22 protein-coding genes are annotated in these 25871 nt (G+C 70.6%); 14 read left to right on the forward strand and 8 right to left on the reverse strand.

The window, feature by feature from the left end; translation table 11 throughout:
• Positions 1-26: 26 nt before the first annotated feature.
• Complete coding sequence (locus ABD678_RS13665) at positions 27-566, reverse strand: DUF3515 family protein (RefSeq protein ID WP_344757652.1); 540 nt, start codon at positions 564-566, stop codon at positions 27-29.
• Positions 567-589: 23 nt separating this feature from the next.
• Here ABD678_RS13665 and thiL point away from each other — a divergent pair, with 23 nt between their 5' ends.
• Positions 590-1576, forward strand: a complete 987-nt coding sequence (gene thiL, locus ABD678_RS13670; RefSeq protein WP_344757653.1) for a thiamine-phosphate kinase — start codon at positions 590-592, stop codon at positions 1574-1576.
• Positions 1577-1581: 5 nt separating this feature from the next.
• Here the strand turns inward: thiL and ABD678_RS13675 are convergent, their stop codons facing one another.
• Together ABD678_RS13675 and ABD678_RS13680 are read right to left on the reverse strand one after the other, a co-directional pair.
• Complete coding sequence (locus ABD678_RS13675) at positions 1582-3894, reverse strand: hypothetical protein (protein ID WP_344757654.1); 2313 nt, start codon at positions 3892-3894, stop codon at positions 1582-1584.
• A 50-nt stretch (positions 3895-3944) separates the two neighbouring features.
• Positions 3945-4568 (reverse strand): RsmD family RNA methyltransferase, encoded by a 624-nt coding sequence (locus tag ABD678_RS13680; RefSeq protein WP_344757655.1) that lies wholly within the window; start codon positions 4566-4568, stop codon positions 3945-3947.
• A 40-nt stretch (positions 4569-4608) separates the two neighbouring features.
• On the opposite strand from ABD678_RS13680, the gene ABD678_RS13685 reads away from it, so the two are divergent.
• The 4 genes from ABD678_RS13685 (at position 4609) to ABD678_RS13700 (ending at position 9035) form a co-directional block, all read left to right on the forward strand.
• Positions 4609-6819: an ATP-dependent DNA helicase RecG gene (locus ABD678_RS13685; RefSeq protein ID WP_344757656.1), complete on the forward strand. Its 2211-nt coding sequence runs from the start codon at positions 4609-4611 to the stop codon at positions 6817-6819.
• A gap of 34 nt (positions 6820-6853) precedes the next feature.
• Positions 6854-7342, forward strand: coding sequence for a pantetheine-phosphate adenylyltransferase (gene coaD / locus ABD678_RS13690; RefSeq protein WP_344757657.1), 489 nt, complete (start codon positions 6854-6856; stop codon positions 7340-7342).
• A 10-nt stretch (positions 7343-7352) separates the two neighbouring features.
• Positions 7353-8375 (forward strand): glucose-6-phosphate dehydrogenase (coenzyme-F420), encoded by a 1023-nt coding sequence (fgd, locus tag ABD678_RS13695; protein WP_344757658.1) that lies wholly within the window; start codon positions 7353-7355, stop codon positions 8373-8375.
• Positions 8376-8450: 75 nt separating this feature from the next.
• Positions 8451-9035, forward strand: a complete 585-nt coding sequence (locus tag ABD678_RS13700) for a mismatch-specific DNA-glycosylase (RefSeq protein WP_344757659.1) — start codon at positions 8451-8453, stop codon at positions 9033-9035.
• A gap of 87 nt (positions 9036-9122) precedes the next feature.
• Here the strand turns inward: ABD678_RS13700 and ABD678_RS13705 are convergent, their stop codons facing one another.
• Entirely contained in the window at positions 9123-9389 is a 267-nt protein-coding gene (locus ABD678_RS13705; protein ID WP_344757660.1) for a 3'-5' exonuclease family protein, read from the reverse strand.
• A gap of 453 nt (positions 9390-9842) precedes the next feature.
• Between ABD678_RS13705 and ABD678_RS13710 the strand changes: the two genes are divergently transcribed.
• The 3 genes from ABD678_RS13710 to ABD678_RS13720 are packed head-to-tail and all read left to right on the forward strand — an operon-like array spanning position 9843 to position 12042.
• Positions 9843-10205, forward strand: a complete 363-nt coding sequence (locus ABD678_RS13710) for a PLDc N-terminal domain-containing protein (RefSeq protein WP_344757661.1) — start codon at positions 9843-9845, stop codon at positions 10203-10205.
• Positions 10202-11266 carry a TIGR03557 family F420-dependent LLM class oxidoreductase gene (locus tag ABD678_RS13715; protein ID WP_344757662.1) on the forward strand — a complete coding sequence of 355 codons (1065 nt, stop codon included), beginning with the start codon at positions 10202-10204 and terminating at the stop codon, positions 11264-11266. The genes ABD678_RS13710 and ABD678_RS13715 overlap by 4 nt, the downstream gene beginning before the upstream one ends.
• Positions 11266-12042 (forward strand): coenzyme F420-0:L-glutamate ligase, encoded by a 777-nt coding sequence (locus ABD678_RS13720; RefSeq protein ID WP_344757663.1) that lies wholly within the window; start codon positions 11266-11268, stop codon positions 12040-12042. The genes ABD678_RS13715 and ABD678_RS13720 overlap by 1 nt, the downstream gene beginning before the upstream one ends.
• A 2-nt stretch (positions 12043-12044) precedes the next feature.
• Here ABD678_RS13720 and ABD678_RS13725 read toward each other — a convergent pair whose 3' ends face one another.
• Positions 12045-13880 carry a DUF2207 domain-containing protein gene (locus ABD678_RS13725; protein WP_344757664.1) on the reverse strand — a complete coding sequence of 612 codons (1836 nt, stop codon included), beginning with the start codon at positions 13878-13880 and terminating at the stop codon, positions 12045-12047.
• A gap of 113 nt (positions 13881-13993) precedes the next feature.
• Between ABD678_RS13725 and ABD678_RS13730 the strand changes: the two genes are divergently transcribed.
• From ABD678_RS13730 to ABD678_RS13750, 5 genes are all read left to right on the forward strand, one after another.
• Positions 13994-15277, forward strand: coding sequence for a DUF58 domain-containing protein (locus ABD678_RS13730; RefSeq protein ID WP_344757665.1), 1284 nt, complete (start codon positions 13994-13996; stop codon positions 15275-15277).
• Positions 15270-17567: a transglutaminase family protein gene (locus ABD678_RS13735; RefSeq protein WP_344757666.1), complete on the forward strand. Its 2298-nt coding sequence runs from the start codon at positions 15270-15272 to the stop codon at positions 17565-17567. The genes ABD678_RS13730 and ABD678_RS13735 overlap by 8 nt, the downstream gene beginning before the upstream one ends.
• Positions 17568-17633: 66 nt before the next feature.
• On the forward strand, positions 17634-18629 hold the full coding sequence (locus ABD678_RS13740) for an AAA family ATPase (protein WP_425561996.1): 996 nt from the start codon (positions 17634-17636) through the stop codon (positions 18627-18629).
• Between the two features lie 8 nt (positions 18630-18637).
• Positions 18638-19960 (forward strand): DUF58 domain-containing protein, encoded by a 1323-nt coding sequence (locus ABD678_RS13745; RefSeq protein ID WP_344757667.1) that lies wholly within the window; start codon positions 18638-18640, stop codon positions 19958-19960.
• Entirely contained in the window at positions 19947-22262 is a 2316-nt protein-coding gene (locus ABD678_RS13750) for a transglutaminase family protein (RefSeq protein ID WP_344757668.1), read from the forward strand. Before ABD678_RS13745 ends, ABD678_RS13750 begins: the two co-directional genes overlap by 14 nt.
• Here ABD678_RS13750 and ABD678_RS13755 read toward each other — a convergent pair.
• Genes ABD678_RS13755 through ABD678_RS13765 form a run of 3 tightly spaced genes read right to left on the reverse strand, consistent with a single transcriptional unit; the run spans position 22246 to position 25047 of the window.
• Positions 22246-23085: an ABC transporter ATP-binding protein gene (locus ABD678_RS13755; RefSeq protein WP_344757669.1), complete on the reverse strand. Its 840-nt coding sequence runs from the start codon at positions 23083-23085 to the stop codon at positions 22246-22248. The two genes, ABD678_RS13750 and ABD678_RS13755, sit on opposite strands and share 17 nt — an antisense overlap.
• Entirely contained in the window at positions 23082-24083 is a 1002-nt protein-coding gene (locus ABD678_RS13760; protein WP_344757670.1) for a putative F420-0 ABC transporter permease subunit, read from the reverse strand. The genes ABD678_RS13755 and ABD678_RS13760 overlap by 4 nt, the downstream gene beginning before the upstream one ends.
• Positions 24076-25047 (reverse strand): putative F420-0 ABC transporter substrate-binding protein, encoded by a 972-nt coding sequence (locus tag ABD678_RS13765; protein ID WP_344757671.1) that lies wholly within the window; start codon positions 25045-25047, stop codon positions 24076-24078. The genes ABD678_RS13760 and ABD678_RS13765 overlap by 8 nt, the downstream gene beginning before the upstream one ends.
• Before the next feature lie 187 nt (positions 25048-25234).
• Between ABD678_RS13765 and ABD678_RS13770 the strand changes: the two genes are divergently transcribed.
• The gene (locus ABD678_RS13770; protein WP_344757672.1) at positions 25235-25777 is read left to right on the forward strand and encodes a hypothetical protein; all 543 of its coding nucleotides are present in this window, start codon (positions 25235-25237) and stop codon (positions 25775-25777) included.
• Positions 25778-25871: the final 94 nt, after the last annotated feature.

The following is a 25871-nucleotide window of genomic DNA, read 5'->3' on the forward strand; positions in this document are numbered from 1 at the left end:
GTTACGAAGGAAGCCGTACGCGATGCCTACGGCGACGGCGTGGGCTCGGGCACCCCGAGCACGTCATCCGGATTCGTGCACGCCCCCGTCGCCGGGATCGACCCGACCGCGTTGCTGAGGTCGACGAGCGCGTTGGTCCCCGATGCCCGTTCCCCGTCGACGATCACTTCGATCGCGGGGTCTCGCCCGAACGTCGTGAACACGTAGTTCGGCGCCCCGCTGTCGTCGCGCAGCCAGTCGATGCCTTTGAGCGTGACGCACTGCTGGGTCGTGGGTCCTGGTACGGCCACACCGCAGCGCAGCAGGATCGCCGCCGGGTTGCCCCAGGCGCCGGTGCCCTGCGCGTCGGTCTCCCGTTTCAGCCAGACGCCTACCGGTTCGTTGCCGGAGCCTTGCTTGGCGGCATCCTCGATCGCGTCGGGCAGCCGCACGATCACTTCGGCGCACTCGGGGTTCTGCGCGTCCGGGGCCGCCACCATCGGAACGATCGGCGCGCATCCTGCGAGGGCGAGGAGCGCGAGGGGGGCGAGCGCGATGGCGAGCACGCGCCGAAGAGACGGAGACATCGCTTTCAGGCTACCGTGTGAGCATGCCAACGGATGCCGGCTCGGCCGAGACTCTCGGCGACCTCGGCGAGTCCGGCGTGCTGGCCCGCATCTTCCCGAGGCTGCCCGCCGCGGCCGCACAGCTTCTCGGCCCGGGGGACGATGCGGCGATCGTCGCGGCCCCGGATGGCCGCTATGTCGTGACCACCGACCTCATGGTGCACGGACCCGACTTCCGGCTGGCCTGGTCGACGCCTCACGACCTCGGCTGGAAGGCGGCGGCATCCAACCTCTCCGACGTGGCCGCGATGGGGGCGGTGCCGACAGCGCTCGTCGTGGCGATCGCCGCGCCGCCCGCGACCCCGGTCGCGATGCTCGAAGGCATCGCCGACGGGTTCCGCGACGCCTGCGAGGCGCTCGCCCCGGGCTGCGGCGTCGTCGGCGGTGACCTCTCGGCCTCGGACACCTTCACCATCGCGGTGACCGCGTTCGGCGACCTCGAGGGCCGGGTGCCTGTACTGCGCTCCGGTGCCAGGGTCGGCGACGTGGTGGCGGTCTCCGGCCCGCTCGGTGCTGCGGCCACTGCTCTCCGTCTGCTCTTCGCCGAGGCTGTGGACGCCGATGGGGTTCCGGATGCGGCCCGCGCTGCTGCCCTGCGCGATCGCGCCCGCTCCCAACTCGCCCCCGCACCGCCCATCGGGGATGGTCCGCTTGCCGCGCTCGCCGGAGCCACCGCGATGCTCGACCTGAGCGACGGACTGGCGAAGGATGCTGCGCGCGTCGCCGACGCGAGCGGAGTGTCGATCGACTTCGACAGCAGTGCCCTCGGGGACGACCCTGAGCTCGCGCTCGGCGGGGGAGAGGACCACTCCCTCTTCGCGACGTTCCCGCCCGGAGTGGAGCTGCCCGGCGGTTTCCGTCGGGTGGGCGCGGTCGTGAGCGCGGATGCCAGCCGCATCCTGCTCGACGGCGTGCCGCATCCGGCGACCGGGTGGGACCCGTTCACCGGGTGGGATCGCTCAGCAGACTGACTTCGCTACTTCTCCGCCTTCGGCACGAGCTCGTCGATGACCTTCTCGATGTCGCGCACGACGAGCAGCGGGTCACCTGAGACGGCCGGCAGCGCCACGAGCAGGTCGTCGCCGTAGGCGGCCACGAGATTGGTGGAGTCGGGGTTGAGGCTCGGGATCGACACCGGCGTCCAGCGGATGCCGTCACGCGAGAGCCAGACCACCGCGCCCGCCGTCGTGTCGTTCGCCCAGCCGCCGGCCGCGGCGAAACCGCCGGGCACCGTGACCGGGTCGTAGAGGTTCACGCCGCGCTCGGCCTTGAACACCTGACGCCAATCGGCGCCGGTCGTCGTCCGCAGCAGCACGTCCCGCCCGCCGATCGTGGCCGAGACCACGACCCCGGCGTCGTCGTTCGCACAGCTCGACCCGAAGCCCTCGCGCTCACCGAACTCCCCGAGGTCGCGGTGCGCCCAGGAGTCGCCGTCGGGCGACCACGCCGTCATCCGGTACGAGCCGGTGTTGACCTCGGTCCAGCCGATCCCGATCGGAGTCCCATCGGGAAGGATGCAGACATCCGCGAGCGAGGATTCCAGGAGCCCGTCGCCGAAGTCGCCCGCCGCCCGCGACCAGGCCACGCCATCCGTCGACTGCCACGCGGTGGCATGGGACGGCGTTCCGGCGTTCGAGCTCGTGCGGTAGTCGCCGACCGCGACCCAGCCGTCCCCCGTGCTCGCGAGCGCGAAGAACTCGGTCGAGCCCTCGTCGCTGAAGCCGGTCATCGGCACCCAGTCGACATTCTCGTCTGCGCGGTAGAAGCCCTGTGCGAGGATCACGGACCGGCCCTTCGGGAACGCTGAACCGGTGATGATCTGCCCGCCGTCGGCATCCGCTGCCATGGTCACATTGAGGAGGCTGCCGAGAATCTCCGGATCCCAGGGCGAAGTCGAGACGGTGTCGCCGCCCGAGTAGCCGGCGAGGCTGTACTCGCTCGTGTTGCGCCAGTCGAGATTCTCCGAGACGGTGAACACACGCTTGCGCAGCACGAGGTCGATGCCCTCCGGTCCCGGGAACGCGTCGTTCACGAGGGCGAGGAACTGGCGGCTGGCGAGCGTCGCGCCGCCCCGATAGCTGCTGCCGGCGAAGGTCCCGGCTCGCAGGTATCCGCTCGAGCCGAGGAGCACCGCGGCGGTCGCATCGCCGCCGATTGCGGTGCCTGCCCCGTCGCCGAGCGGCACCGCCATCCCGGTTCCCCCGGATGCCTCGTTCGTGCTCGTCGTCCCCGTGAAGGACCAGACGCCGGATGCCGACCGCGTGAACAGCGCGCTGATCGCCGCGTTCGCGTTCGCCGCGACCACCGTCACGATACCGCCTGCGGTCGAGGGAGCCCCGAACCACTCATCGGCGACATCCACGAGGAAGAACGGGCCGTCCTCCGGAGGAGCGGGCACCGCTTCCTTCGACCACGAGGAGCCGTCGGCCGACACCCAGGAGCTCGCGCGATCGCTCGCGCCGCCCGCCGTCGTGCGCGGGCTCCACCCGGTCGCGACGTATTCCGTGCCGGTCCAGGCGACCCCTGCGACGCCGGCGGTCGAGTCGGCGATCTCCACCGGGTCCGACCAGCTCTTGCCCCGATCGGTCGAGACGAACGAGACGGTGGCGGCCGGCTCGCCCTCCGGGCCGGGGCGCGCGACGAGCAGCAGGTTCGAGCCCTCGCCGGTGAGCGAGGAGGGGGAGAGCAGTTCGTCGTCGCCGAGCTCCGGCAGGGAGATCTCGGCGGCGCTGTCGCCCGAGACGACGAAGCCCGCTGCCTCGCCCTCCGTCGACACGCCGATCCCGAAGATGCGGGTGCCCACGACGGAGAGGATGCTCAGGCGATAGGTCGAGAGGAAGGCATCCGGAAGTTCGACCGACTCCCAGTTGGCGCGATCTTCGGATGTCCAGAGCACCGAACTGTAGGCGCGGTCCTTCCAGGCGAGCCCCCCGAGGGCCGCGCGCTCCGAGGAGCCTGCGAGCACGCCGTCGAACGAGCCGTCGAAGTCGGAGTCGACGATCGTGCGCTGCCAGGTCGTGGCGTCATCCGAGACCCAGACGGCGGGAACCGAAGTCTCGCCCGGCTCGGTGACCGAGCCGCCGAACGCGAGCGGCAGGTCGCCGGATGCGGCGAGAAACTCGCTGTCGCGGTCGATGACGGCCTCGGTCGGCAGCATCGAGTCGGGGACCGTGAGGCTCTCCACCGTCACGCTGGGCAGCGGGTCCTCGGTGCCGCCCGTGCAGGCGGCGAGCGGAACGGCGACGGCCAGGACGGTGGCGATCCCCAGAATGCGCGTGCGAGTTCTCATGCCGGCTCCCCTCAGCTCCCCCCGTTCGGGGGTGACGTGCGGTCTACACCCTACCGGGGCGAGTCGTCCTCACTGAGACCGAGCCACCAGAGTGTCGTGTCGCCGTAACTCCTGCTGCGGTCGAGCTGGAGGGGTGGTGGCCAGGCGAGTTCCCGAGAGCGGGCGCCGCGCTCGAGGAGCACCACGGCATCCGGGGCGAGGAGCGGGACGAGCGTGCGCAGGCCGGCGAGCAGTTCGTCGTCGCCGAGCTCGTAGGGAGGGTCGAGGAACACGAGATCCCAGGGGCCTGCGTTCGGACCTCCGCCCGCGGCGAGCCCCGCATCGAGGAAGGCCTGCACCGCTTGGTGCACGACGACGATCTCCGGGGCGATGTTGTCCGGTACACCGGTCTTCGGAGCGTTCCGGCGTACTCGTTCGGCGTTCTCCCGGCAGACGCGTGCGGCAGCGGCGTTGCGCTCGACGAGGGTTACGGATGCTGCCCCGCGCGACGCGGCTTCGAGGCCCAGCGCGCCGGACCCCGCATACAGGTCGAGCACCCGCGCATCGCGGATGGCGTCCCGCGACTCGAGCGCCGAGAAGATCGCCTCGCGCACCCGGTCGCTCGTAGGCCGGGTCCCTGCGCCGGGCACCGCAAGGGCAAGTGAGCCGGCGAACCCCGCGATGATCCTCGTCACGCAGCCAACCTACTATCCCGGGCGCAGCTAATCTCTTGGTGTGGCCTCACCCCTCGACGCGAAGCTGAGCAGTGCGCTCGGCGGGCGCACCGCGGCTGCGCTCACCAAGGGCCTGGGGCTCGCGACGGTCGGCGACCTGCTCATGCACTTCCCGCGCCGCTACGCCCGCCGCGGAGAGCTCACCGCACTCAGCCATCTGCCGCGCGACGAGAACGTGACCATCGTCGCCGAGGTCATCGAGGTGCGCGAGCGGCCCATGCGCGCCAGGAAGGGCACGATCCTCGAGGCGGTCATCACCGACGGCAAGGGCAGGCTCACCCTCACCTTCTTCAACCAGGCCTGGCGCATCAAAGACCTGCGGCCGGGGGTGCGCGGCATCTTCGCCGGCAAGGTCGGCGACTACCGGGGGACGCTGCAGCTCGCCCACCCCGACTACGAGCTCTTCGAGCCGCACGACTGGCCTGGCGGGGAGCAGCCAGGCGATGAAGGACTGCGCGATGCGCAGGCGGCGGCCTGGGCGCAGACGCCCATCCCGATCTACCCGGCCACGGCATCCGTCGCGAGCTGGCAGCTGCAGAAGGCGATCGGGGTCGTGCTCGACACGCTGCCTGCGCTCGCCGATCCGGTTCCGGATGCCGTGCGCGACGCGCGCGGGCTCGTCCCGTTCTCCCGTGCCCTCGAGCTCATCCACCGGCCGACGGTCGACACCGAGTGGAAGTCGGCGCGCGCTGCGCTGCGATTCCAGGAGGCCTTCGTGCTGCAGGTCGCCCTGCTCGAGCAGCGCCAGCGGCTCAAGGAGCAGGCCGCCGTACCGCGGCTGCCGAAGCAGGGTGGGTTGCTCGAGCAGTTCGACGCGGCGCTCGGCTTCACCCTGACCTCGGACCAGCTGGTCGTCGGTGCGGAGGTCGCCGCCGACATCGCGAAGGCCGAACCCATGAACCGGCTGCTGCAGGGCGAGGTCGGCTCAGGCAAGACCGTCGTCGCGCTGCGGGCAATGCTCGCGGTCGCCGACAGCGGCGGACAGTCCGCGCTGCTCGCGCCGACCGAGGTGCTCGCCGGCCAGCACCTGCGATCGATCGTCGCGAACCTCGGGCCGGATCTCGCCGCTCGTCTCCGGCCGACTCTCATCACCGGCCAGCTGCCGGTCGCCGACCGGAGGAAGGCCACGCTCGCGACCGTCTCCGGGCAGGCGCACATCGTCGTCGGAACGCATGCGCTGCTGAGCGAATCCGTCGAGTTCTTCGACCTGGGCCTCGTGGTCGTCGACGAGCAGCACCGCTTCGGCGTCGACCAGCGGGAGGCGCTGCGCCGCAAGGGCACCGTGCCGCCGCACGTGCTCGTGCTCACCGCGACCCCCATCCCGCGCACCGTCGCCATGACCGTGTTCGGCGACCTCGACATCTCCACGATCGCCGAGCTCCCGCAGGGCAGACAGGGGATCGAGACCTTCGTCGTACCGCTCGCCGAAAGGCCGGGCTGGCAGGCGCGCATCTGGGAGCGCCTCGCCGAGGAGCTCGCACTCGGGCGACAGGCTTTCGTCGTCTGCCCCGCGATCGACTCCGCGCATCCGGAAGCGGGCGAGCTGCCGCCCGATCCCACGCCCGGTCCCGGACTCGACGGGACCGAGGCCGCGCGGCCGGTCGCCAACGTCACCGACACGCTCGCCATGCTTCGCGCCAACCCGCTGCTGGCCGCCGCCCGCATCGAAGCCCTGCATGGCCGCCTCACGAGCGACGAGAAGGACGCCCGGATGCGCGCCTTCGCGACTGGCGAGATCGACGTGCTCGTCGCCACGACCGTCATCGAGGTCGGTGTCGACGTGCCGAACGCCTCGGCGATGATCGTGCTCGACGCCGACCGGTTCGGCGTCTCGCAACTGCATCAGTTGCGCGGTCGGGTCGGTCGCGGCGGCGTGCCGGGGCTCTGCCTGCTCGTCACCGGCGCGGAGGACGGCAGTCTCGCCCGGGAGCGCGTCGACGCCGTCGCGGCGACCCTCGACGGGTTCGAGCTCGCTCTCATGGATCTCGAACTGCGGCAGGAGGGCGACGTGCTCGGCGGCGTGCAGTCCGGCGGTCGGTCGAGCCTGCGGCTACTGCGGGTCGCGAAGGACGGCGACCTCATCCTCGAGGCGAGGGGGCTCGCCGAGGAGGTGCTCGCCGACGATCCGACGCTCGCCGGGCATCCGGCGCTGCGCGAGGCCCTCGACCGCCGTCTCGACGAGTCCGAGCGCGACTTCCTTGCCAAGTCCTGAGAGGGAAGCCCTCTCGGGCGGATAGGGTTGGGACATGCACAGGATCGCCGTCGTTCCCGGGTCGTTCGACCCGATCACCCTCGGTCATCTGGACGTGATCGACCGCGCAGCGGGCCTCTTCGACGAACTCCACGTGCTCGTCGTCCACAACCCGGACAAGACCGCGCTCCTGCCGGTCGCCCAGCGCGTCTCGCTCATTGAGAAGGCGATCACCGATGCCGGGCTCAAGGGCGACATCCGCGTCACCTCCTGGAGCGTCGGTCTGCTCGTCGACTACTGCACGGATGTCGGTGCGAGCGTGCTCGTCAAGGGCGTGCGCTCGCAGGTGGATGTCGCCTACGAGACGCCCATGGCGATCGTCAATCGCAACCTCGCCGGCGTCGAGACGGTGTTCCTCCTGCCCGATCCGGCCCATGCGCACGTGTCGAGCTCGCTCGTGCGGCAGGTCGCGGCGCTCGGCGGCGACGTGAGCCCGTACGTGCCCTCGGCGGTCGCCGAGTACCTGCAGACGCCGCCGGCTTAGAAAGATACGGATGCTTCCCCTCAAACTCGGCTACAAGGCCTCCGCAGAACAGTTCGCCCCCCGTGACCTCGTCGAGTACGCGGTCGCCGCCGAAGCCCACGGCTTCGAGAGCGTGACGGTGAGCGACCACTTCCAGCCCTGGCGGCACGAGGGTGGCCATGCGCCGTTCTCGCTCGCCTGGATGGCGGCGGTCGGGGAGCGCACGAGCACGATCACGATCGGCACCTCGGTCATGACGCCGACGTTCCGCTACAACCCGGCCGTCATCGCCCAGGCGTTCGCGACGATGGGCTGTCTCTACCCCGGGCGCATCCTGCTCGGTGTCGGCACCGGCGAGGCGCTCAACGAGATCGCGACCGGATTCCGCGGCGCGGGAGAACAGGACTGGCCCGAGTTCAAGGAGCGTTTCGCCCGCCTGCGCGAGGCCATCCAGCTCATGCGCCGGTTGTGGACCGAGGACCGCGTCGACTTCGACGGCGAGTACTACTCGACGCACGGCGCCTCGATCTACGACCGGCCGGATGCGCCCGTCCCGGTCTACGTCGCGGCCGGCGGACCCGTCGTGGCCCGCTATGCCGGGCGCGCTGGCGACGGTTTCATCTGCACCTCCGGCAAGGGCATGGGCCTCTACACCGAGGAGCTGCTCCCCGCCGTCGCGGAGGGCGCCGACGCCGCCGACCGTGATGCGGAGTCGATCGACCGGATGATCGAGATCAAGCTCTCCTACGACCCCGACCCGGATGCGGCCCTCCAGAACACCCGCTTCTGGGCTCCGCTCGCGCTCAGCAAGGAACAGAAGCACGACATCACCGATCCCATCGAGATGGAGGCGGCGGCGGATGCCCTCCCGATCGAGCAGATCGCCTCGCGCTGGATCGTCGGCTCCGACCCGGATGAGGTGGTCGCCCAGATCCGCCAGTACATCGACGCGGGCCTCAACCACCTCGTCTTCCACGACCCCCGCGAGGACCAGGCGCGCTTCCAGGAACTCTTCGAACGCGACCTCGCGCCGCGACTGCGCGCGCTCGGGTAGCGCGCCCGGGTGGCCCGCGTTCGGTAGCGCGCACAGCGGCCCGGGCTGCAGGGCTGCCGGGGCTACAGTGAAGTGGTGGGGTTCACGAATGCCGAGCTGGAGGCGTTCTACGGCGTGAGCCTTCCCGATCTCGCCGGGCCGGGCATCCGGATGCTCCTCGTCGGGATCAACCCCGGCCTGCACACCGCTGCCGTCCAGGCCCACTTCAGCAGGCGGGGCAACCGGTTCTATCCTGCGCTGTTCCGCGCCGGCATCCTGGATCGGATCGTCGATGCCTCTGTCGGATTCGACCCCGCCGATCGCGCGCACATCCTGGCGAGGGGCGTCGGCATCACGAGCCTCGTTCGCGGGGCCACGCGGCGCGCGGACGAACTATCGGAGAGCGAACTGCGCACAGGGGCCGTTGAGCTCACCGAGCGGGTCGCCGCGCTTCGACCCGCCGTGGTCGCGATGCTCGGCATCACGGCCTACCGGGTCGCGTTCGAGCGCAAGAATGCCGTGGTCGGCCGACAGCCGGAGTCGATTGCGGGTGCGCAGCTCTGGGTCGTGCCGAATCCGAGCGGCCTCAACGCACACGCCTCTCTCGCCCAGCTCGCCCAGGCCTACCGCGAGGCAGCGGTCGCCGCAGGCATCCCGGTCTTCACGCCCCCGGCACCCTGAAAGCACCCCAGCAAAGGAAAGGGCCGCCGCCGGACGCGTTCCCCAGGGCGGGGGAGTGCTCCGGCGGCGGCCCTCGTTCGGCGCGCATCACTGGCGTGGAACGTTCAGGTAGCGCATCCTCTCGGTTTCACGTTCGCGCGCGAGGCGGGCGAGCAGGTGCTCGACCCGGTTGGCACGGCGTTCGCGGGTTTCGACCGTGAGGGGCCGGCGGCTCCACTTCACGAGCGCGACACCGAGGTGCAGTGCGACACGGTCGGCGAGACCGACCCTGCGCACCTCGTAGCGGTACTGCGTTTCCGCCGGTTGGGGCGGATGTTCGTGGCGACTGCGGTGAGTCGTCAATACGGTGTTCATGGTGTTGTCCTTGCATGTTCGTTCTGTGCTGGATCGTGCTGGCACGGCGACGAGGTCGCCGAAGGCGCGGATGTGCCGAGCCTGTGGAGTCGGGGCTTCGAAAGCGTCACCACCGCTCGTCGGCGATGCTGAGCCAATGACGGCGCTGCAGAACTGATCAGGTCATGGAGACCCGAAGTCGATCAGGCGTGGGTGGCCCAGAACCGATCAGGCGGGGAGAACGCAGACGAAGCCGGCGGTGGTACGGGAGATTCCCGGAATTGTTGTCATCAACACGCTGGCCTCCTTTCGTCTGTGGCGCGGGTACCAACCTACTGCCGCGGGCGGTCGGCGCGCAACGCGCGACGCGGCATCCGGTGCCGTAGTTATACATCCGTTACGCCGGGCCGACCGGATGCCTCCCGGCCATCGGCTGACCGACGCCTCGCCCGGCGATTCCCTAGGATGCTGATCATGTACCTCGTGTTCTCGGTCCTGCTCCTGCTGCTCATGATCGGGGCGCTCGCCGACATCATCACGATCGATCCCTCGCGGGCGAAGCACCTGCCGAAACTGGCCTGGATCGTCATCGTCATCATCATTCCGCTCGTCGGCTCGATCCTCTGGTTCACGGTCGGCCGGGAGTATGCGGCGCCTGCCGACCGCGGCAGCTTCGGCGACCCTCGTCGCTGGGAGGCGCCGGCGCCCGTCGCGCGGGACACCGAGGCCGAGCTGGCCGCCCTCGAGCGGGAGATCGAGGCGAGCGAGAAAGCCGACCGCATCCGCAGGCTCGAGGCGGAACTCGAGGAGAAGCGCCGCACCCAGGAGGGCGGATGACCGGGCGCGGCAGCCTGCACGACCGCTCGTCCGGCGGCTCGCGGTCCGGCGCGGGCGTCAGCCCGGGCAACGGTCCGCAGATCGGCTTCGGCGCCGCGCTCGACCAGTTCGCGCCGGCCGAGGCGGTCGAGCTCGCCGCACACGCCGAGGCATCCGGGTTCAGCGGTGTCATGGCGGCCGACCGGTTCCAGCCCTGGGTGCCCAGGCAGGGGGAGGCCGGGTTCGCCTGGACGGTGCTCGGGGCGATGGGCCAGGTCACGAGCGGTGACCTCGGAACCGGGATGACCGTTCCCGGCTACCGCTGGCACCCTGCCATGGTCGCCCAGGCGAGCGCGACCCTTGCCGCCCTGTATCCGGGGCGTCACTGGCTGGGCGTCGGCTCGGGGGAGGCGATCGACGAGCACGTCACGGGGGGTTACTGGCCGGAGACGGCGGAACGCATCAACCGGATGTTCGAGGCCGTCGAACTGATCCACAAGCTCTTCAGCGCCTCCCTGGCGGGCCGCGACGTGAAGCACTCCGGCCAGTACTTCACGCTCGAGTCGACGCGGCTGTGGACGATGCCGCCCGTCGCCCCGGAGATCCTCGTGGCGACCTCCGGGCCGGTGACGGCGAAGCGGGCGGGGCGCACGGTCGACGGCATCATCATCGACGGCGCGGGCTACGACAAGATCCCCGCCCTGTTCTCGCGCTTCGCCGAGGGTGCGCGCGAGGTGGGCCGTGGCCCGGGAACCCGTGTGCTCCGCCTGCACCTCAGTTGGACTCCGACCCTCGAGGAGGCGGTCGCGAACGCCGTAACGGAGTGGCCGAATGGCGGCCTGCGGTTTCCGCGTTCCGACATCCGCTCTCCCTTCGAGTTCGAGCAGCTCGCCCGGCTCGTGCGGCCGGAGGACTTCGAGGGGCGCATGGTCGTCTCAGAGGACCCCGACGTGCACCGCGCCGCCATCCAGCGGCACCTCGATCTCGGCTTCGACCGCGTCTACCTGCACAACGTCGGCCGTAACCAGCGCGAATGGATCGACGTTTTCGGTCGCGACGTGCTGCCGAAGTTGGTTGCCTGATGGGGACGCTCGGCGCATGGACGGTCGACGGGATCCCCGAGATCACCGCCGGTGACGATCTCGCTGCGATCATCGCCGAGGCCATGGCCGCCGCGGAGCAGGGACCCCTCGCAGACGGCGACATCGTCGCGGTCACGAGCAAGATCGTCTCCAAGGCTGAGGGACGCCAGGTAGAGGCCGCCGATCGCGAGGACGCGATCACCGCGGAGACCGTGCGGGTCGTCGCCACGAAGGAGCACCCGGGTGGCGTGACCCGCATCGTCGAGAACCGGCTCGGCCTGGTGCTCGCCGCGGCGGGCGTCGACTCCAGCAACACCCCGGAAGGCCTCGTACTGCTCCTCCCCGTCGATCCGGATGCCTCCGCCCGCGCGATCTGTGCGGCGCTGCGCGAGCGGTTCGGCGTGCGCATCGGCGTCGTCGTGACCGACACACTCGGCCGCCCCTGGCGTCTCGGCCAGACCGATGTCGCGATCGGCGCGGCCGGTCTCAGGGTGCTCGACGACCTGCGCGGCACGACGGATGCCTCCGGCCGCCGCCTCGAGGCCACGATCGCCGCGGTGGCGGATGAGATCGCCGCGACGGCGGACCTCGTGAAGGGGAAGTCGTCCGGGCTGCCGGTCGCGGTCATCCGGGGACTCGGCCACCTCGTGGGCGACCTCGACGAGCCCGGCGCACGCGCGATCATCCGCTCTGCGGCCGACGACCTGTTCCGGCTCGGCAGCGACGAGGCCTATGCCGAGGGCTTCCGAGACGGGCAATCCTCGCCGACGGAGTAGCGCTACCAGCCTCCGCCGCCCCCGCCGCCGCCTCCGCCACCGGAGGAGCCGCCGCCGCTCGACCCGCCGGATGACGAGCTGCCGCCCGACGAACTCCACGACGAGCCGCCGCTGGATGACCGCGGCGGTGTCGGCGCGAAGTAGGTCGAGCCGATCGAGTTCGAGAATGTCGCGACGCTCGCGACACCGCTCGATCCGGTGTACCAGCCCGGCGACTCGGTCTGCGCGTAGTGGCGGCCGAGTTCGGCGATCCAGCCCTTCTCGACGCCGAAGATCATCGCGTAGGGCAGCAGCTTCTCGTAGATCCGGATGACGGCGGACTCGTCGGTCACATCCACCCGCTCCGCGGTGTCGGGTGCCTGCAGCATCCGGATGCGGTCCGCCTCGGCGAGCGCAATGTAGTCCCTCAGCCCGTAGAGGTGGTCGCGTACGGCGGCGCCATCGTCGGTCATGATCCAGGGAGGGGAGGCGAGGGCGGCGACGACGATCCAGCCCACCAGGCACAGGATCGCCGCGAGCCACACGCCGGTGCCGTCGGCCTCGAGGTTGACCGCGAAGAACCAGACCACGATGGCGGCCACCGCGATCCCGAACGTCGACCAGCGCAGGATGCGGGAAAGCCTCGTCGTCGGCTTGGCCCGCCAGCCGCGTTCCCTGACCTCGCGGGACACAGCAAGCCTGCGCGCGAGAAGACGGTCACCGAGCTTGGGGTCGTTACCGTTCAACACCACTGTGTGGCCGACGCCGAGCTTGCCGAAGAGGGTCTTGAGGCTCGTCACCTCCTGCTCGGGCACGGCCGCCCACCCGGCGAGGAGTTCGAGTTTGTAGCGCGTGGCCTTCGGATTCTTCGGGCGCTCCCGAATGGCAAGGGCACGCTGGACGGCGAATCCCACGATCTGCGCCGGGAGGGCTGCACTGTCGCGCTGCAGGAGCTCGGCGGCGAGCATCGGGTAGACGTCGGCACGGGGTGCGTACTCCGGCACGATGATGCCTCTGCCGCGGGCGTCCCGCCACACCGCGATGCGCACGATGATGATGAAGAGGAACGCCGCTCCGGTGAGGCCGAGGAGCACCCACGGCAGGATGGCGAAGACCCAGTGGTTGCGCGCGAGCGGCGGGTCCACGAACGCGTCGGGGTCGAACCCGATCGCGATCGTCATCGTCTGGTACGGGTCGAGGTCGGTCGTGCTCGCCCTGATCGTGTCGCCGGCCTGCGTGATCGTGCAGCGGTCTGTGCTGCCCTCGTAGCCCTGGTAGCAGGCGATGTTGCCGGTCAGGTCGGCGGCGATCCCGTCGTCGAGATGCACCGTCGCGCTCACCGCACCGAACGGCTGCGCCCATCCGGTGCCATTGACGTCCCAGTAGAACTCGTCGGACGCCGTGTCCGCGAACGAGCCGACGACGTTGCGCTGGGTGTACTCGATGCGGTAGGTCTGCGCGCCATGCACGTAGCGGTCTGCGCTGCCGATACGCAGCACCGCCAAGCCGTCGTGGTCGTTGCGGGAGTAGTCGAGCGGGGTTCCCGCCCCATCGCTCACGCTCAGGACGGTGAGGCCGAGGTTCGCTTCGCCGTACTTCAGCGGGATGGCCCGTTCGATCCCGTGGTTCTGGTCGAAGTCCGGGAAGACGGCCTCGAGTGTTTCGACCGTTCGGAGGATCGCGTTGCCTCCCGCGTCCCTGCCGAGGTGGTAGTCGACCGCCATCGACGTGAAGGTGAAGTCGTTCACTGTCGCGGGCACGGCGGATGGGGCATCGTCCTGCGCTGCCTGGACTGCTGCACCCGGCAACAGAACGGTCGCGACGATGAGGGCGGTGGCTGTCGCGAGGCGCAGGCGCATGGGATCAGGGTATCCGAGAGGGTGGCAGCAATCGGAGCCTATTCACTGCCGAAATGGGGCGGAAACTGTAAGACTCGTATCCGGGGAGCCCGCGGGCCCCCGATGGAGTGGCCATGGACACAGCTGTTCGATTCGGCCGCCCGGTGCAGCGCCGGGGGAGGGTCGTGACGCTCACCCTGCGCGGCGGTACCGTGCTCGCGGCAGGAGTGCTCGCCCTCGTCGTCGCCTACATCGCGGGCTGGCCCGAACTGCTCATCATCGCCTGCTTCTGCGGCATCCCTCCGCTCCTCGCCCTCGTCTTCGTCGTGCGGATGCGGCCGAGGCTCTCCGTGGCCAGGTTCACGACCCCGGCGATCGTGACGGCGGGGACCACCGGGTCGGCGAGGCTGCGGCTCGGCAACACCGCCGGGGCGAAGTCCTCGCCCGCCCACTGGCGCGACTATCTGCCGTGGAGCCCAGGGGCGACGCGCCGGCAGGGGTTGCCGGTCATGGACGCCGGTGCGAGCCTTTCGCTGCAGTACGCCTTCACTCCGCCCCGGCGCGGCATCCCGGAGCTCGGCCCGCTCGTGATCGAGGTCGCTGACCCGTTCGGGTTCGCGCGCGGCGAGTTCCCGGTCGGGGACCGGCAGCGCGTCGTCGTGGCCCCCGAGACGGTGGACCTCAGCCAGGGCGCGGTCGACATCGCCTCCGACAGCGGGTCGGCGAGGCTCTTCCAGCACCGCGCACTCGCGGGCGAGCACGACATCATGACCCGCGACTATCGCCCCGGCGACGCCCTGCGCCGCGTGCACTGGAAGGCATCAGCCCACCACGGCGACCTCATGGTGCGCGAGGACGAGAAGCGCAGCCACGCCGAAGCCCTCATCCTCGTCGACACGCGACGCGGCTCCTACCGGGACGTCTCGCGCACGCCATCGACCGATCGGCCGGAGAGCGAGCATTTCGAGTGGGCGCTCAGCATGGTCGCCTCGCTGCGCGATCACCTCGTGAAGGGCGGGCTTCGCGTCCGCGTGATGGAGACGGCCGTCGCCCAGCTTGCGGATGCCGACCACGTCGACGACTTCGTCGAGAGCCTCGCACGCGTGCGGCTCAGCTACCAGGACGGCCCCGCCCTGATCCTCGCAGAACCGAAGGCGGACAGCGTCGGCTCGCTCTTCGCTGTGCTCGACGATCCGGATGGCGAGACGCTCGATGCGCTCCTCGAGCAGCGCGGCTCCTTCGATCTCGCGGTCGCGTTCCTGCTCGGCCCTCCCGGCCCAGGCCGCCCTCGCGGCGGCTCGCCCGCAGGCGACCCGGCCGAACGGCTGGAGCGCGCCGGCTGGACCGTGCACCGGGTCGTGGACGGGGAAGGCGTCGCGGCCGCATGGCATGCGCTGGGGGGTGCGGCCGATGACTGAGCGGCGGAACACGACCTCCTCGGGCGGGATGCGCAGGGAGCTTCCCCGCGTGCTCGTGCTCCTGCTCGCGTTCGCGGTGACCTTCGGTGGGCTCCATACGATCCTCGAGGGCGGGGCGTGGTTGGTGCTCTGCCTGGTGCTCGCGGTACTCGTCTTCGGCGGCGGACTGGCCGTCCGCACCCTGCTGCGCGGGCATCCGGTCGTCGCACGGATCGCAGGCCCCCTCGCCGGCGCGATGCTCGCGGCGGCGGCCATCGTCATCCGGTTCGCCTCGGATGCCGCCCTGCTCGGATTCATTCCCACGGCGGCGGTCGTCGACCGGTTCCGGCACCTCATCCGGGACGCCGGCTACTCGATCACCTGGCAGAACGTGCCGGCGACCGCGGACGAACCGATCTCTTTCCTGCTTGCCGCAGGGGCCACCGCACTGCTCCTCGCGGCCGAGATATTCGCGTTCTCACTGCGCCTGCCCGCCCTCGCCGGATTGCCGCTCGCTGCCATCTTCCTCGTGCCGGGCATGACGCCGGAAGGCACGACCGACGGATGGCTTTTCGCGGCCAGTGCCCTCGCCTATCTCGCACTCCTGCTCGTCGGGCGAGCGCAGGTCGGGCGAGCGGGGCAGCTCGTACCGACGGTCGCGATCGGGGTGGCGGCCGTGCTGAGCGGACTCGTCCTGCCCGGTGCGCTGCCGAGCACGGATCTCACGGCGACGAGCAGCGGACTCGGCCCCACGGTGTCGACCGGGGTCAACCCGATGCTGCGCCTCGGCGACGACCTGAGGAGCACAGACATCCACGTCGCCCTGACCTACAGCACCGTCTCCGGGCGGGGGGAGTACCTGCGACTCGTCGAGGTCTCCGACTTCTTCAGCTCGGACTGGGGGCCGAGCCAGCCGAGCCTCGATTCGCAGAACCGGCCGGTCGACTTCCCGCGCCCGCCGGGGCTCGCCGTGGGGGTGACAACCGAAAACGAGGTCACCTACGTCTATGTCGCGAACCTGGTGAGTCCGTGGCTCCCGGTGCCCTACCCCGCGTCGAGCATCACCGGACTCGACGGCTCGTGGCAGTACCTCCCCGAGTCCTTCACGGTGGCCAGCAACCTGTCCCTCGCACGCGGTGAGGACTACACGGTCTCGAGTGTCGTGCTGACCCCCACCCCCGACCAGCTGCTGGCCGCGGGCTCGCGCGTCCCGGACGGCTTCGGCGAGTATCTGTCGTTGCCGCCGGACACCCCCGGGATCATCGCCGCGACCGCGCGGGAGGTCACGGCGGGCGAGTCGAGCAACTACGAGAGAGCCCTCGCGCTTCAGGAGTACCTGCGGTCGGCGCCGTTCCAGTACTCGGAGTCCGCCCCGGTGACGGACGGATACGACGGAACGGGTGTGGATGTCGTCGCGGCGTTCCTCGAGCAGCATCGGGGCTACTGCATCCACTTCGCCTCCGCCATGGCGGTCATGGCGCGCGAGCTCGGCATTCCGAGCCGCATCATCGTCGGCTTCCAGCCGGGTGCCCTCCAGAACGGCAGCGACCGCGGCCGGCGCCTCTTCGAGGTCACCACGAAAGACCTGCACGCCTGGCCGGAGCTCTACTTCGCGGGGATCGGCTGGGTTCGGTTCGAGCCGACACCGAGTCGCGGCAACATCCCCGACTACGCGAACGCGACGACCCCGGGGGTGCCGGTGGTCCAGGGGCCTCCCGCCGTTCCCAGCAATCCCGAGTCGGGGTTGGACGATGGATCCGCCCCGCAGATCGACCAGGGACCGACCGTCGTGAGGTGGCTCTCCAGCGGCCAGTTGTCGAGTTGGCTCGCGATCGGCGGGGTGGTCGTCCTGCTGTTCGGGATCGTCTTCCTCCCTGCCGGCCTGCGCTGGATGCGGCGCCGACGGCGCCTGGCAGCGCTGCGAGCGGGTCGCGGCACCGCCGCCTCGGCCTGGCACGAGGTCATGGAATCCGCCGAGGACATCGGGGTGACCGTGAGCAGGACGCTCACCCCGCGCGAAGCAGTCGCGCGCCTCCACCGCGTGCGCGGGATGAGCGACGCGGGCCGCGAAGCCCTCGACCGGATCGGGCGCGCCATCGAACGGGAGGGCTACGGAAGGCCGACACGGGACGGAACCGCGGGGTATGGAGAGTCGCGAGTCATCGATGTGCGGTCCGGGCTCGCCGACGATCTGGCCATCGTGCTCCGATGCCTCAAGGCCGGTGCGGACGGCAACGACAGGCTTCGGGCCACGATGCTGCCACCGTCGCTCGTATCGCGTACGGTGAAACTCGTGGGCAGGTTGGCATGACGGAAGTTAGGCTCAGGAGATGTCGGCCCGCAGACCCGCGCGGGCCGCGACAGGGAGAGGTGCTCGGTGACCGATACCGCTGACACAGTCCATTACGCAGATTTCCACGCGCTCAGCCGTGAGATCGTGCGCAGCGTCGAGACCGTCATCGACGGCAAGAGGGAGGCCGTCGAGCTCGCCCTCACGACCGTCCTCGCCGAGGGGCACCTGCTCATCGAGGACGTCCCCGGGGTCGGGAAGACCATGCTCGCGCGCGCGCTCGCGCGCTCGATCGACTGCACGGTCAACCGCATCCAGTTCACCCCCGACCTCCTGCCCTCCGACATCACCGGGGTCTCGGTCTTCAACCAGGCCGACCGGGAGTTCGAGTTCAAGCCGGGGCCGGTCTTCGCGAACATCGTCATCGGCGACGAGATCAACCGGGCGAGCCCCAAGACGCAGTCGGCCCTGCTCGAGAGCATGGAGGAAGGCCAGGTGAGCGTCGACGGTCGGACGTATCCGCTCGCCCGTCCGTTCACGGTCGTCGCCACACAGAACCCGGTCGAGATGGAGGGGACCTATCCCCTCCCCGAAGCCCAGCGCGACCGCTTCATGGTGCGCATCTCGATGGGGTATCCGGATGATGTCGCCGAGCTCGCGATGCTCCGCACGCGGGAGAAGACCAGCCCGCTCGACAGTCTCGTCCCGGTTATCTCACTCGGCCAGCTGAGCGGCATGATCGCCGCCGTACGGGGCATCTACGTGTCGCAGGCGGTCGAGCAGTATGCAGTGAGCATCGCGCAGGAGACCAGGCGCGACCGGGAACTGCGCCTCGGTGCGAGCCCCCGAGCGACGCTGCACCTCGTACGCGCGGCCAAGGCGCGCGCGGCACTCGACGGGCGCGAGTTCGTGCTTCCCGACGACATCGACGCGCTCGCCGTCCCCGTGCTAGGGCATCGGCTCATCGCCGCCGCGCGCATCGCCGGCACCGGTTCCGCGTTCCAGTCGAACAGCATCGCGGACATCATCCACCGCATCGTCGCGGCGACGCCCGTGCCCCTCGGCGCAGGCGAGCCCGCGTAGCCTCCGGCATGGCGGGCAAGGGGAGTTCGGAGGCGGCGCGTCGTCGTCCGAGGTCCAGGCGGCCGAGGGCGCCCCGCCGCCGCCGCAGCTTCGGGCTCTCCGGGCGCGGGCGCATCCTGTTGATCGCCGGCCTGTGCTTCATCGCCGCGGCCTATCCGCTCGCCCGAACCGAGCTCCTGTACCTCGGGTCGCTGCTGGCGGGGATGCCACTGCTCGCGCTCGCCTTCGTGCGGTTCCGGCGGCAGCGGATGGGCGTCGCCCGGCATTTCTCGCCCGCCGTCGCCGAGGCCGGCAGCCCCGTCCGCGTCGCCGTCGAGGTGCGCAATCTCGGATCCGCGAAGACGGGGGAGGCCGGCTGGCGCGACGAGTGGCCGTGGTCGCCCTACGGAACCCCGACGGCGAGGCTGCGTCCGCTCACCCGGAACCGGGGGCCGTTCGGGCAGGACAGCGCCGTGCTCGTCGACTACGTCCTCGACCCTCCCCGCCGCGGCGTGTTCGAGATCGGGCCGCTTGTCGTCGACTTCGGGGACCCGTTCCAGCTCGCGCGCGGTGAGATCGTGGTGGGCGCGCGCCAGAAGCTCGTGGTGACGCCGCGGATCGCTATCCTGCCGGTGACGGGCCAGTCGATCGCGGCCGACGAGGGATCCGCGCGCGCACTGCAGCGCAGGAACACGGGCGGCGAGGACGAACTCATGACGCGCGAGTACCGCTACGGCGACCCGCTCCGGCGGGTCCACTGGCGCGCCTCGGCGCACCACGGCGAGCTCATGGTGCGCCAGGAGGAGCAGCGCAGCCACGCGCAGGCGCGCATTCTGCTCGACACCAGGCGGGCCGGATACCGCGACACCGCTCCGCCCGTCGACCAGGAGCCGGAGAGCGACAGCTTCGAGTGGGCCGTCTCGTTCGCCGCCTCGCTCGCCCTGCACCTGCAGCGCATCGGATTCACCGTCGAGGTCATCGAGACGGGGCTGCGGCAGCTCAGCTCGCCGGAGCATCCGGAGGACTTCCTCGAGTCGCTCGCGGCCGTCTCGCTCGTCGACGAGCGCCCTGGGCGCGGCATCCTCAGCCTCCTGCCGGACCCCGGTCGTGCACTCGGCTCGGTGTTCGCGATCGTCGCGGACGCCGAACCGCATACCGTCGACCGGCTCGTGGCCCAGCGCGCCCAGTTCGACGTCGCGATCGCCTTCGTCGTCAACCCGCACAACGAGATCGTGCTCGGGCCGCTGCACGATGCGGGGTGGATCTGTATCGCGGTGCGACCCACCGACGACCTCGCAGCGGTGTGGCTCGCGGCGGCCGAGCTTCGGGAGGTGCGTCGTGCCAGGGCCTGAGGTGAGGGCGGCCGGTGCGTGGCGCATCAGCGTCGCGCTGCTGTTCTGCTTCGGGGTCGTGACTGCCGGACTGTACCCGCTGCTGCAGGGGATCCTCTGGTGGTTCGGCGTCTTCCTCGTCGTGGTCGCCGTCCTGGGTGCAGCGGCGGCGAGCCGTGCCGCGAGTCCGCGCCGGTGGTTGCCGACCGTCGTCTCATCGATCGTGCTGCTCGTCATCCTCACCCTGTTCTTCGCGGCCCGCACCGCCTTCCTCTTCCTCATCCCCACCCTGGGAACGCTCGTGCAGTTCGGCGACCTCGGCCAGGCCGGAGCACTGTCGATCAGCGCCCAGTCGGGGCCCGCCGAGGTCACCTTCGGCATCATGTTCCTGCTCTGCCTCGGGATCGGCTCACTCGCGATCGTCGCCGACCTCATCGCGGCCACGTGGCGGCGGCCGGCGCTCGCCGGCGTTCCCCTCGCGATCGTGCTCGGCATCCCGGCCTTCATCGGCATCGACCTCACCGACCTCTTCGTCTTCATGCTGGCCGCGATCGCCTGGCTCGTCCTCCTGCGTGCTGGGCAGCCGCTGCGCCAGACCGGCCGAACCCTCGGGCTCGGCGCGGTCGCGGTCGTCGTGGCGCTGGTCACGCCACTCGTGCTTCCCCCCGTCGACGAGTCGCAGGCGACCGGGGACACCTTCAGCGGGTATCTCGCGGGTGTCAACCCGGTGCTGAACCTCGGCGACGACCTGCGGCGCAACCTGCCGCGCACCGTGCTCAGGTACAGCTCGCGCACCGATTCCCCGACCTATCTGCGCCTCGTGAGCCTGCAGAACTTCACGGCGGAGACCTGGGAGCCGGATCCGCCCACGATCGAGCGGGGCAACCGCCCGTCGACGATCGGCCCGGTGCCCGGACTCGCGGAGGATGTCGGTTTCGAGGATGAGACCACCTGGATCGACGTCTCCAACCTCGGCAGCCCGTGGCTTCCGGTGCCGTATCCGGTGACGAGGGTGAGCGGTCTGAGCGGCGACTGGTTCTGGGATTCGGAGGACCTGACACTGACGAGCCCCGACCGGGCAGCGCGCGGCGAGGCCTACCGCGCGGAGAGCCTCCTCGTGCAGCCGACCCCGCAGCAGCTGACGAGTGCCGGCTCGGTCGTGCCGCCCGGATACCAGAAGTACCTCGACCTGCCGGAGGGCATGCCCGCCATCATCGCCGACACCGCGCGCACGGTCGCCGGCGCTGCGACGAGCAACTACGGGATGGCGGTCGCCCTGCAAGAGTTCTTCCGCGACGGCGACTTCACCTACTCGGAGACCGCACCGGTCGAGCAGGACTACGACGGAAACGGCATGGAGGTGCTCGCCAAATTCCTCGGGGCCAGGAGCGGATACTGCATCCACTATGCCTCGGCCATGGCCGTCATGGCGCGCACGCTCGGCATCCCGTCACGCGTCGCGGTCGGGTTCCTCCCCGGCACCCAGGAGGATGACCTCGTCGAGGGTCGGGTGTCGTTCCGTGTCACGACGAGGGACGTGCACTCCTGGCCGGAGCTCTACTTCGACGGCATCGGCTGGACTCGGTTCGAGCCGACGCCGGGGCTCGGCTTCGTCCCCACCTACGCCGACGAGGCCACCCCCGGCGTACCGATTCCGCCGTCGACCGATCCGACCCCGACGTCGACCCCCACCCCGACATCGAGCCCGACGAGCATCGCTCCACCGGTCGATCCCGACGACCCGACGGTTGCCGGGAACGCGGCGGCGGCATCCCTCGCCTGGCTCTGGCCCGCGCTCATCGTGCTCGCCATGCTCCTCCTGCTTCTGGCCCCGGCGATCGTGCGCGCGCTGCAGCGCAGCATGCGGATGCGCAGGCTCTCTCGCGGTTCCCCCGCAGCGGCGACCGGATGGCGGGAGCTGCTGCAGACCGCGGAGGACCTCGGCCTCGGAATCGAGGAGACGACGACGCCCAGGGAGGCCGCGCGCGCGATCGCGAAGGCCGCGCGCCTCGTCGATGCGGATGCCGCAGCCCTCGAGCGCACCCTCGGCGTGGTCGAGCGGGAGAGCTTCGGCCGGCCGGCCGTGCGGGCGGACGGCGACGGTCGGGCGCCCCGCCTTGCGCGAGCATCCGGCGGGACGGGGGGATCCGGTGCAGTGCAGGTCGAGCAGGTCACCCGGATCGCGTCGAGAATGCGGGCGTCCATGGGCATCCGCACCCGGTTGATCGCGGCTCTCGCACCGCGGTCGATCTGGTCGCGGCTGGTCGGACTCCTCGGCCTTCCGGCCTCGGCCCGCACCGCGATGGTCACCCGCGCGGGCTGAGGGCGACGATCGGCCGGCCGGTGCGCGGGTTCCGCAGGATGTCGGCCTCGACCCCGTAGACCTCGCCGATGAGTGCGGGTGTCAGGGTCTCCGCCGTCGGCCCCGAGGCGACGACTCGCCCATGGGAGAGCACGATGACGTTGTCGCTGTAGCCGGCGGCGAGCGTCAGATCGTGGAGGGCTGCGACCACGGTGACCCCATCGGCGGCGAGCCCGGCGAGAAGCCTCAGGGTCGTGAGCTGGGCGGCGATGTCCAGGTGGTTGGTCGGTTCGTCGAGCAGGAGAAGTCGGGGCTCCTGTGCGAGGGCGCGGGCCAGCAGGACGCGCTGGCGCTCGCCACCGGAGAGCTCCGTCACGTCGCGGTCGGCGAAGTCGGTCATGCCGACTGATTCGAGGGCTGCGCGCGCCAGCTCGCGGTCATGATCGGTCTCGTCGGCGAAGTATCCCTGGTGGGGAATGCGCCCGAGGGCGACGACCTCGGCGACGGTGAGGGACAGCTCGGTGCCGGCATCCTGCTCGACGAGGGCAAGGGTTCGCGCCCTGGCCCGGCGCGGAAGGGCAAGGAGGTCGCCGCCGGCGAAGCGGATGCCTGCGGGGCCGGGAGGGCGGCCTTCGTCTCCGGGGCCGCCTGCGCCGACTGGGCCATCCGCCCCCACGTCGAGCGGAAGCACCCCGGCGAGGGCATGCAGCAGGGTGGACTTGCCCGCGCCGTTCGGGCCGATGAGCGCCGTCACCGTGCCGGCCGGTGCCGTGCAGTCGACGCCGTCGATGATGAGGGTGCCGTCGATGCGAACGCTGATCCCACGGACCTCCAGGCCGTTCACGAGTTGACCCTCCGGCGGGCGAGAAGTGCGGCGAAGACGGGGGCGCCGATGATCGCCGTGACGATGCCGACCGGCAGCTCGCGCGGGTCGAAGAGGGAGCGTGCCGCGGTATCGGCCCAGATGAGGAAGCTCGCGCCGACGAGCGCGGAGAGCGGGAGCAGCATCCGGTGCCTCGGGCCGACGAGAAGCCGCACCGCGTGGGGGAGGATCAGCCCCACGAAGCCGATCGCGCCGCTCACCGACACCATCGCGCCGGTGAGGAGGGCTGTCGCAGTGAGCATGATCCAGCGGGTCGCCTGCACGTTGACGCCGAGGGTCGCCGCCGAGGTGTCGCCGAACGCGAAGGCGTCGAGCACGCGGCCGCTCAGCATGATCGGGATGCCGGCGACGACGATCGCGGCGAGGCCGATGCCGACCGCCGGCCAGCGAGCTCCGGCGAGGGAACCGAGCAGCCAGCCGAGGATCTCACGGTAGGAGTCGCCCGTGACAGTCCAGAAGATGACGAGGCTCGTGACGGCTCCGGCGAGGGCGGAGACGGCGATGCCGGCGAGCACAGTACGCCCGGGAGTGATGCGGCCGAAGGCGCCGGCGAGCAGGAGCGTCGCGGCGAGGGCGACCATGGCGCCGAGGAACGCGGCGACCGGCAGCAGGAGAGCGCTGCCCAGCAGGAGGACGGCGACGGCGCCGAGCGAGGCGCCAGAGGAGAGCCCGAGCAGGTAGGGGTCGGCGAGCGGGTTGCGGGTGATGGCCTGCATGACGACGCCCGCGAGGGCGAGCCCCGCGCCGACGGCCGCGGCCGTGAGCACGCGCGGCAGGCGCAGTTCCCAGACGATGCTGTCGCGCAGCGGCGGGAGGGAGGACTGGCCGAACCCGAGGTGGTGCGCGATCGAGCCCCAGACCTCGACCGGCGTGATGTTCGCGGGGCCGAACGTGACGGCGAAGGTGATGGAGGCGAGGAGTGCGGCGACGAGTGTCACCGCCCAGATCTTCTTAGCCAAGGTCGAGCGCCGCCAGCTGCTTCGCGAGGTCGGCCGCGGCGTCCACCGTGCGCACGCCGGCCTCGCTCGCCGCGAACGGCACGATGAGGTAGCGGTGGTTCTTGACGGCGTCGAGCTGTGCGGTCGCCGGGTTCTCCTCGAGCACGCGGATCTTCTTCTCCTTCGTGCTCCACGACGCGTCGACGAGCACGATGACATCGGGGTTCGCCGCGATGACGCTCTCCCAGTTGTAGCTCGCCCAGGTGTCCTCGACGTCGGCGGCGATGTTGCGCACCCCGATGGTGTCGAGGATGAGCTGCGGCGCCCCGATCCCCGCACCGACGTAGGGGATGTCGGAGCCGGAGGAGAACCAGAGTGCGCTCAGGCTGCGGGTGTCCTTCTCGACCGAGGCGAGGGTGGCGTGCTGGGCGGCGAGCAGGTCGGTGTCGTCGACCCCGAAGATCTCGGCGATCTCCCCGATCTCGGAGTCGATGTCGGCGAAGGTCAGATGCTCCGGCTTGTAGGCGTCCTCCTTGCAGGCGGCGGGTGAGACGTACGTCCGGATGCCGAGGGCGTCGAGGTCTGGGCGGGTTCCGGCGCCGTCGGCGGAGAAGTTCGACTCCCATCCGGCGTACACGAAGTCGGGTTCGGCCTCGAGCACGACCTCCTGCGACGGAACCTTGTCGGCGAGCACCGGGAGACCGGCTGCGGCGTCGGCCCACTTCTCCGGCACCGGGCCGTCCTGGAACGCGGTGCCGACGATACGGTCGCCGAGGCCGAGGGCGAGGAGCATCTCGGTCGAGGTGGACTTGATGGTGATGACGCGCTCCGGCGGGGCCGCGGTCAGGTCGACGGTCGTCCCGCAGTTGTCGATCGCGGTCCGCGAGCTCGGGCTCGTGGACGGCTCCTGGGCGTTCGCGGCGCAGCCGGCCAACAGGAGGGCGGTGGCGGTGGCGATGGCGCCGTAGTGAATGAGGCGAGGCATGGATTCTCCGAAAGGTGGCAGCGACATGGGGATGCCGGTCGAACTTCCGGCGGAACAACCTGCCGCCCCAGAGCGGGGACGCACGCACCTCACCACATCCGGTGAAGGGGTCGGTTCCACTGTAGTGCCCTGTGGGTGGCCGTGTTCGTAGGCTGGGTGCATGCACCGGCGGAGGCGGAGTGGAGCGATGCCGACTGTCGCGTCGGCGTTGGCCGTCGCGTTCGTCCTCGTGCTGGCCGGGTGCACGGTCCCCGAGCCGGAGCCGGCATCGGATTGCAGCAGCATGCTGGCCGCCGAGGACGCCATCCAGCAGCAGCACCTTCAGGGCCGGCTCGACACCGACGGGCTGTGGTCGTGGACCTGGGACAACCCGCCGACAGCGGATGATCTGACGCGGCCGGTGGCGGTCCCCGCCGGGTTCGACCCGAATCGACGGATCTGGCTCACGAGCATCCAGCTGGCGCCAGGGGTGAGTGGGGAGGTGTCGATTCTCTCGCCCAGGGACGCCCGACTGTTCGTCTCGACCTGGGACCGCTGGGGGTCGCTGACCGCCTACGAGCTCCTGCTCGGCGCGCGGCGCGGCGTGCGGCTTCCCGGATGCGACGGGTATGCCAGCTATCCCGCCCTCACGATCGTCGACGGGCCGGAATGCGTGGTGTTCGCGGTGCAGCAGGATGGCGACGAGCGAATGGCGCAGATCCGGGTGCCGTTCTTCGGGGCGGAGTGCTGAGCTCAGGCAGGGGGGCTCTACTCCGCGCTGGCCTTGTGGAGGAGAAGTTATCCACCAATGCGGGAAAATGGTAGAAAACATGTGTTCGAGTCTG

Source organism: Leifsonella bigeumensis (assembly GCF_039537265.1).
In the GTDB taxonomy this organism is placed as follows: Bacteria; Actinomycetota; Actinomycetes; order Actinomycetales; family Microbacteriaceae; genus Terrimesophilobacter; species Terrimesophilobacter bigeumensis.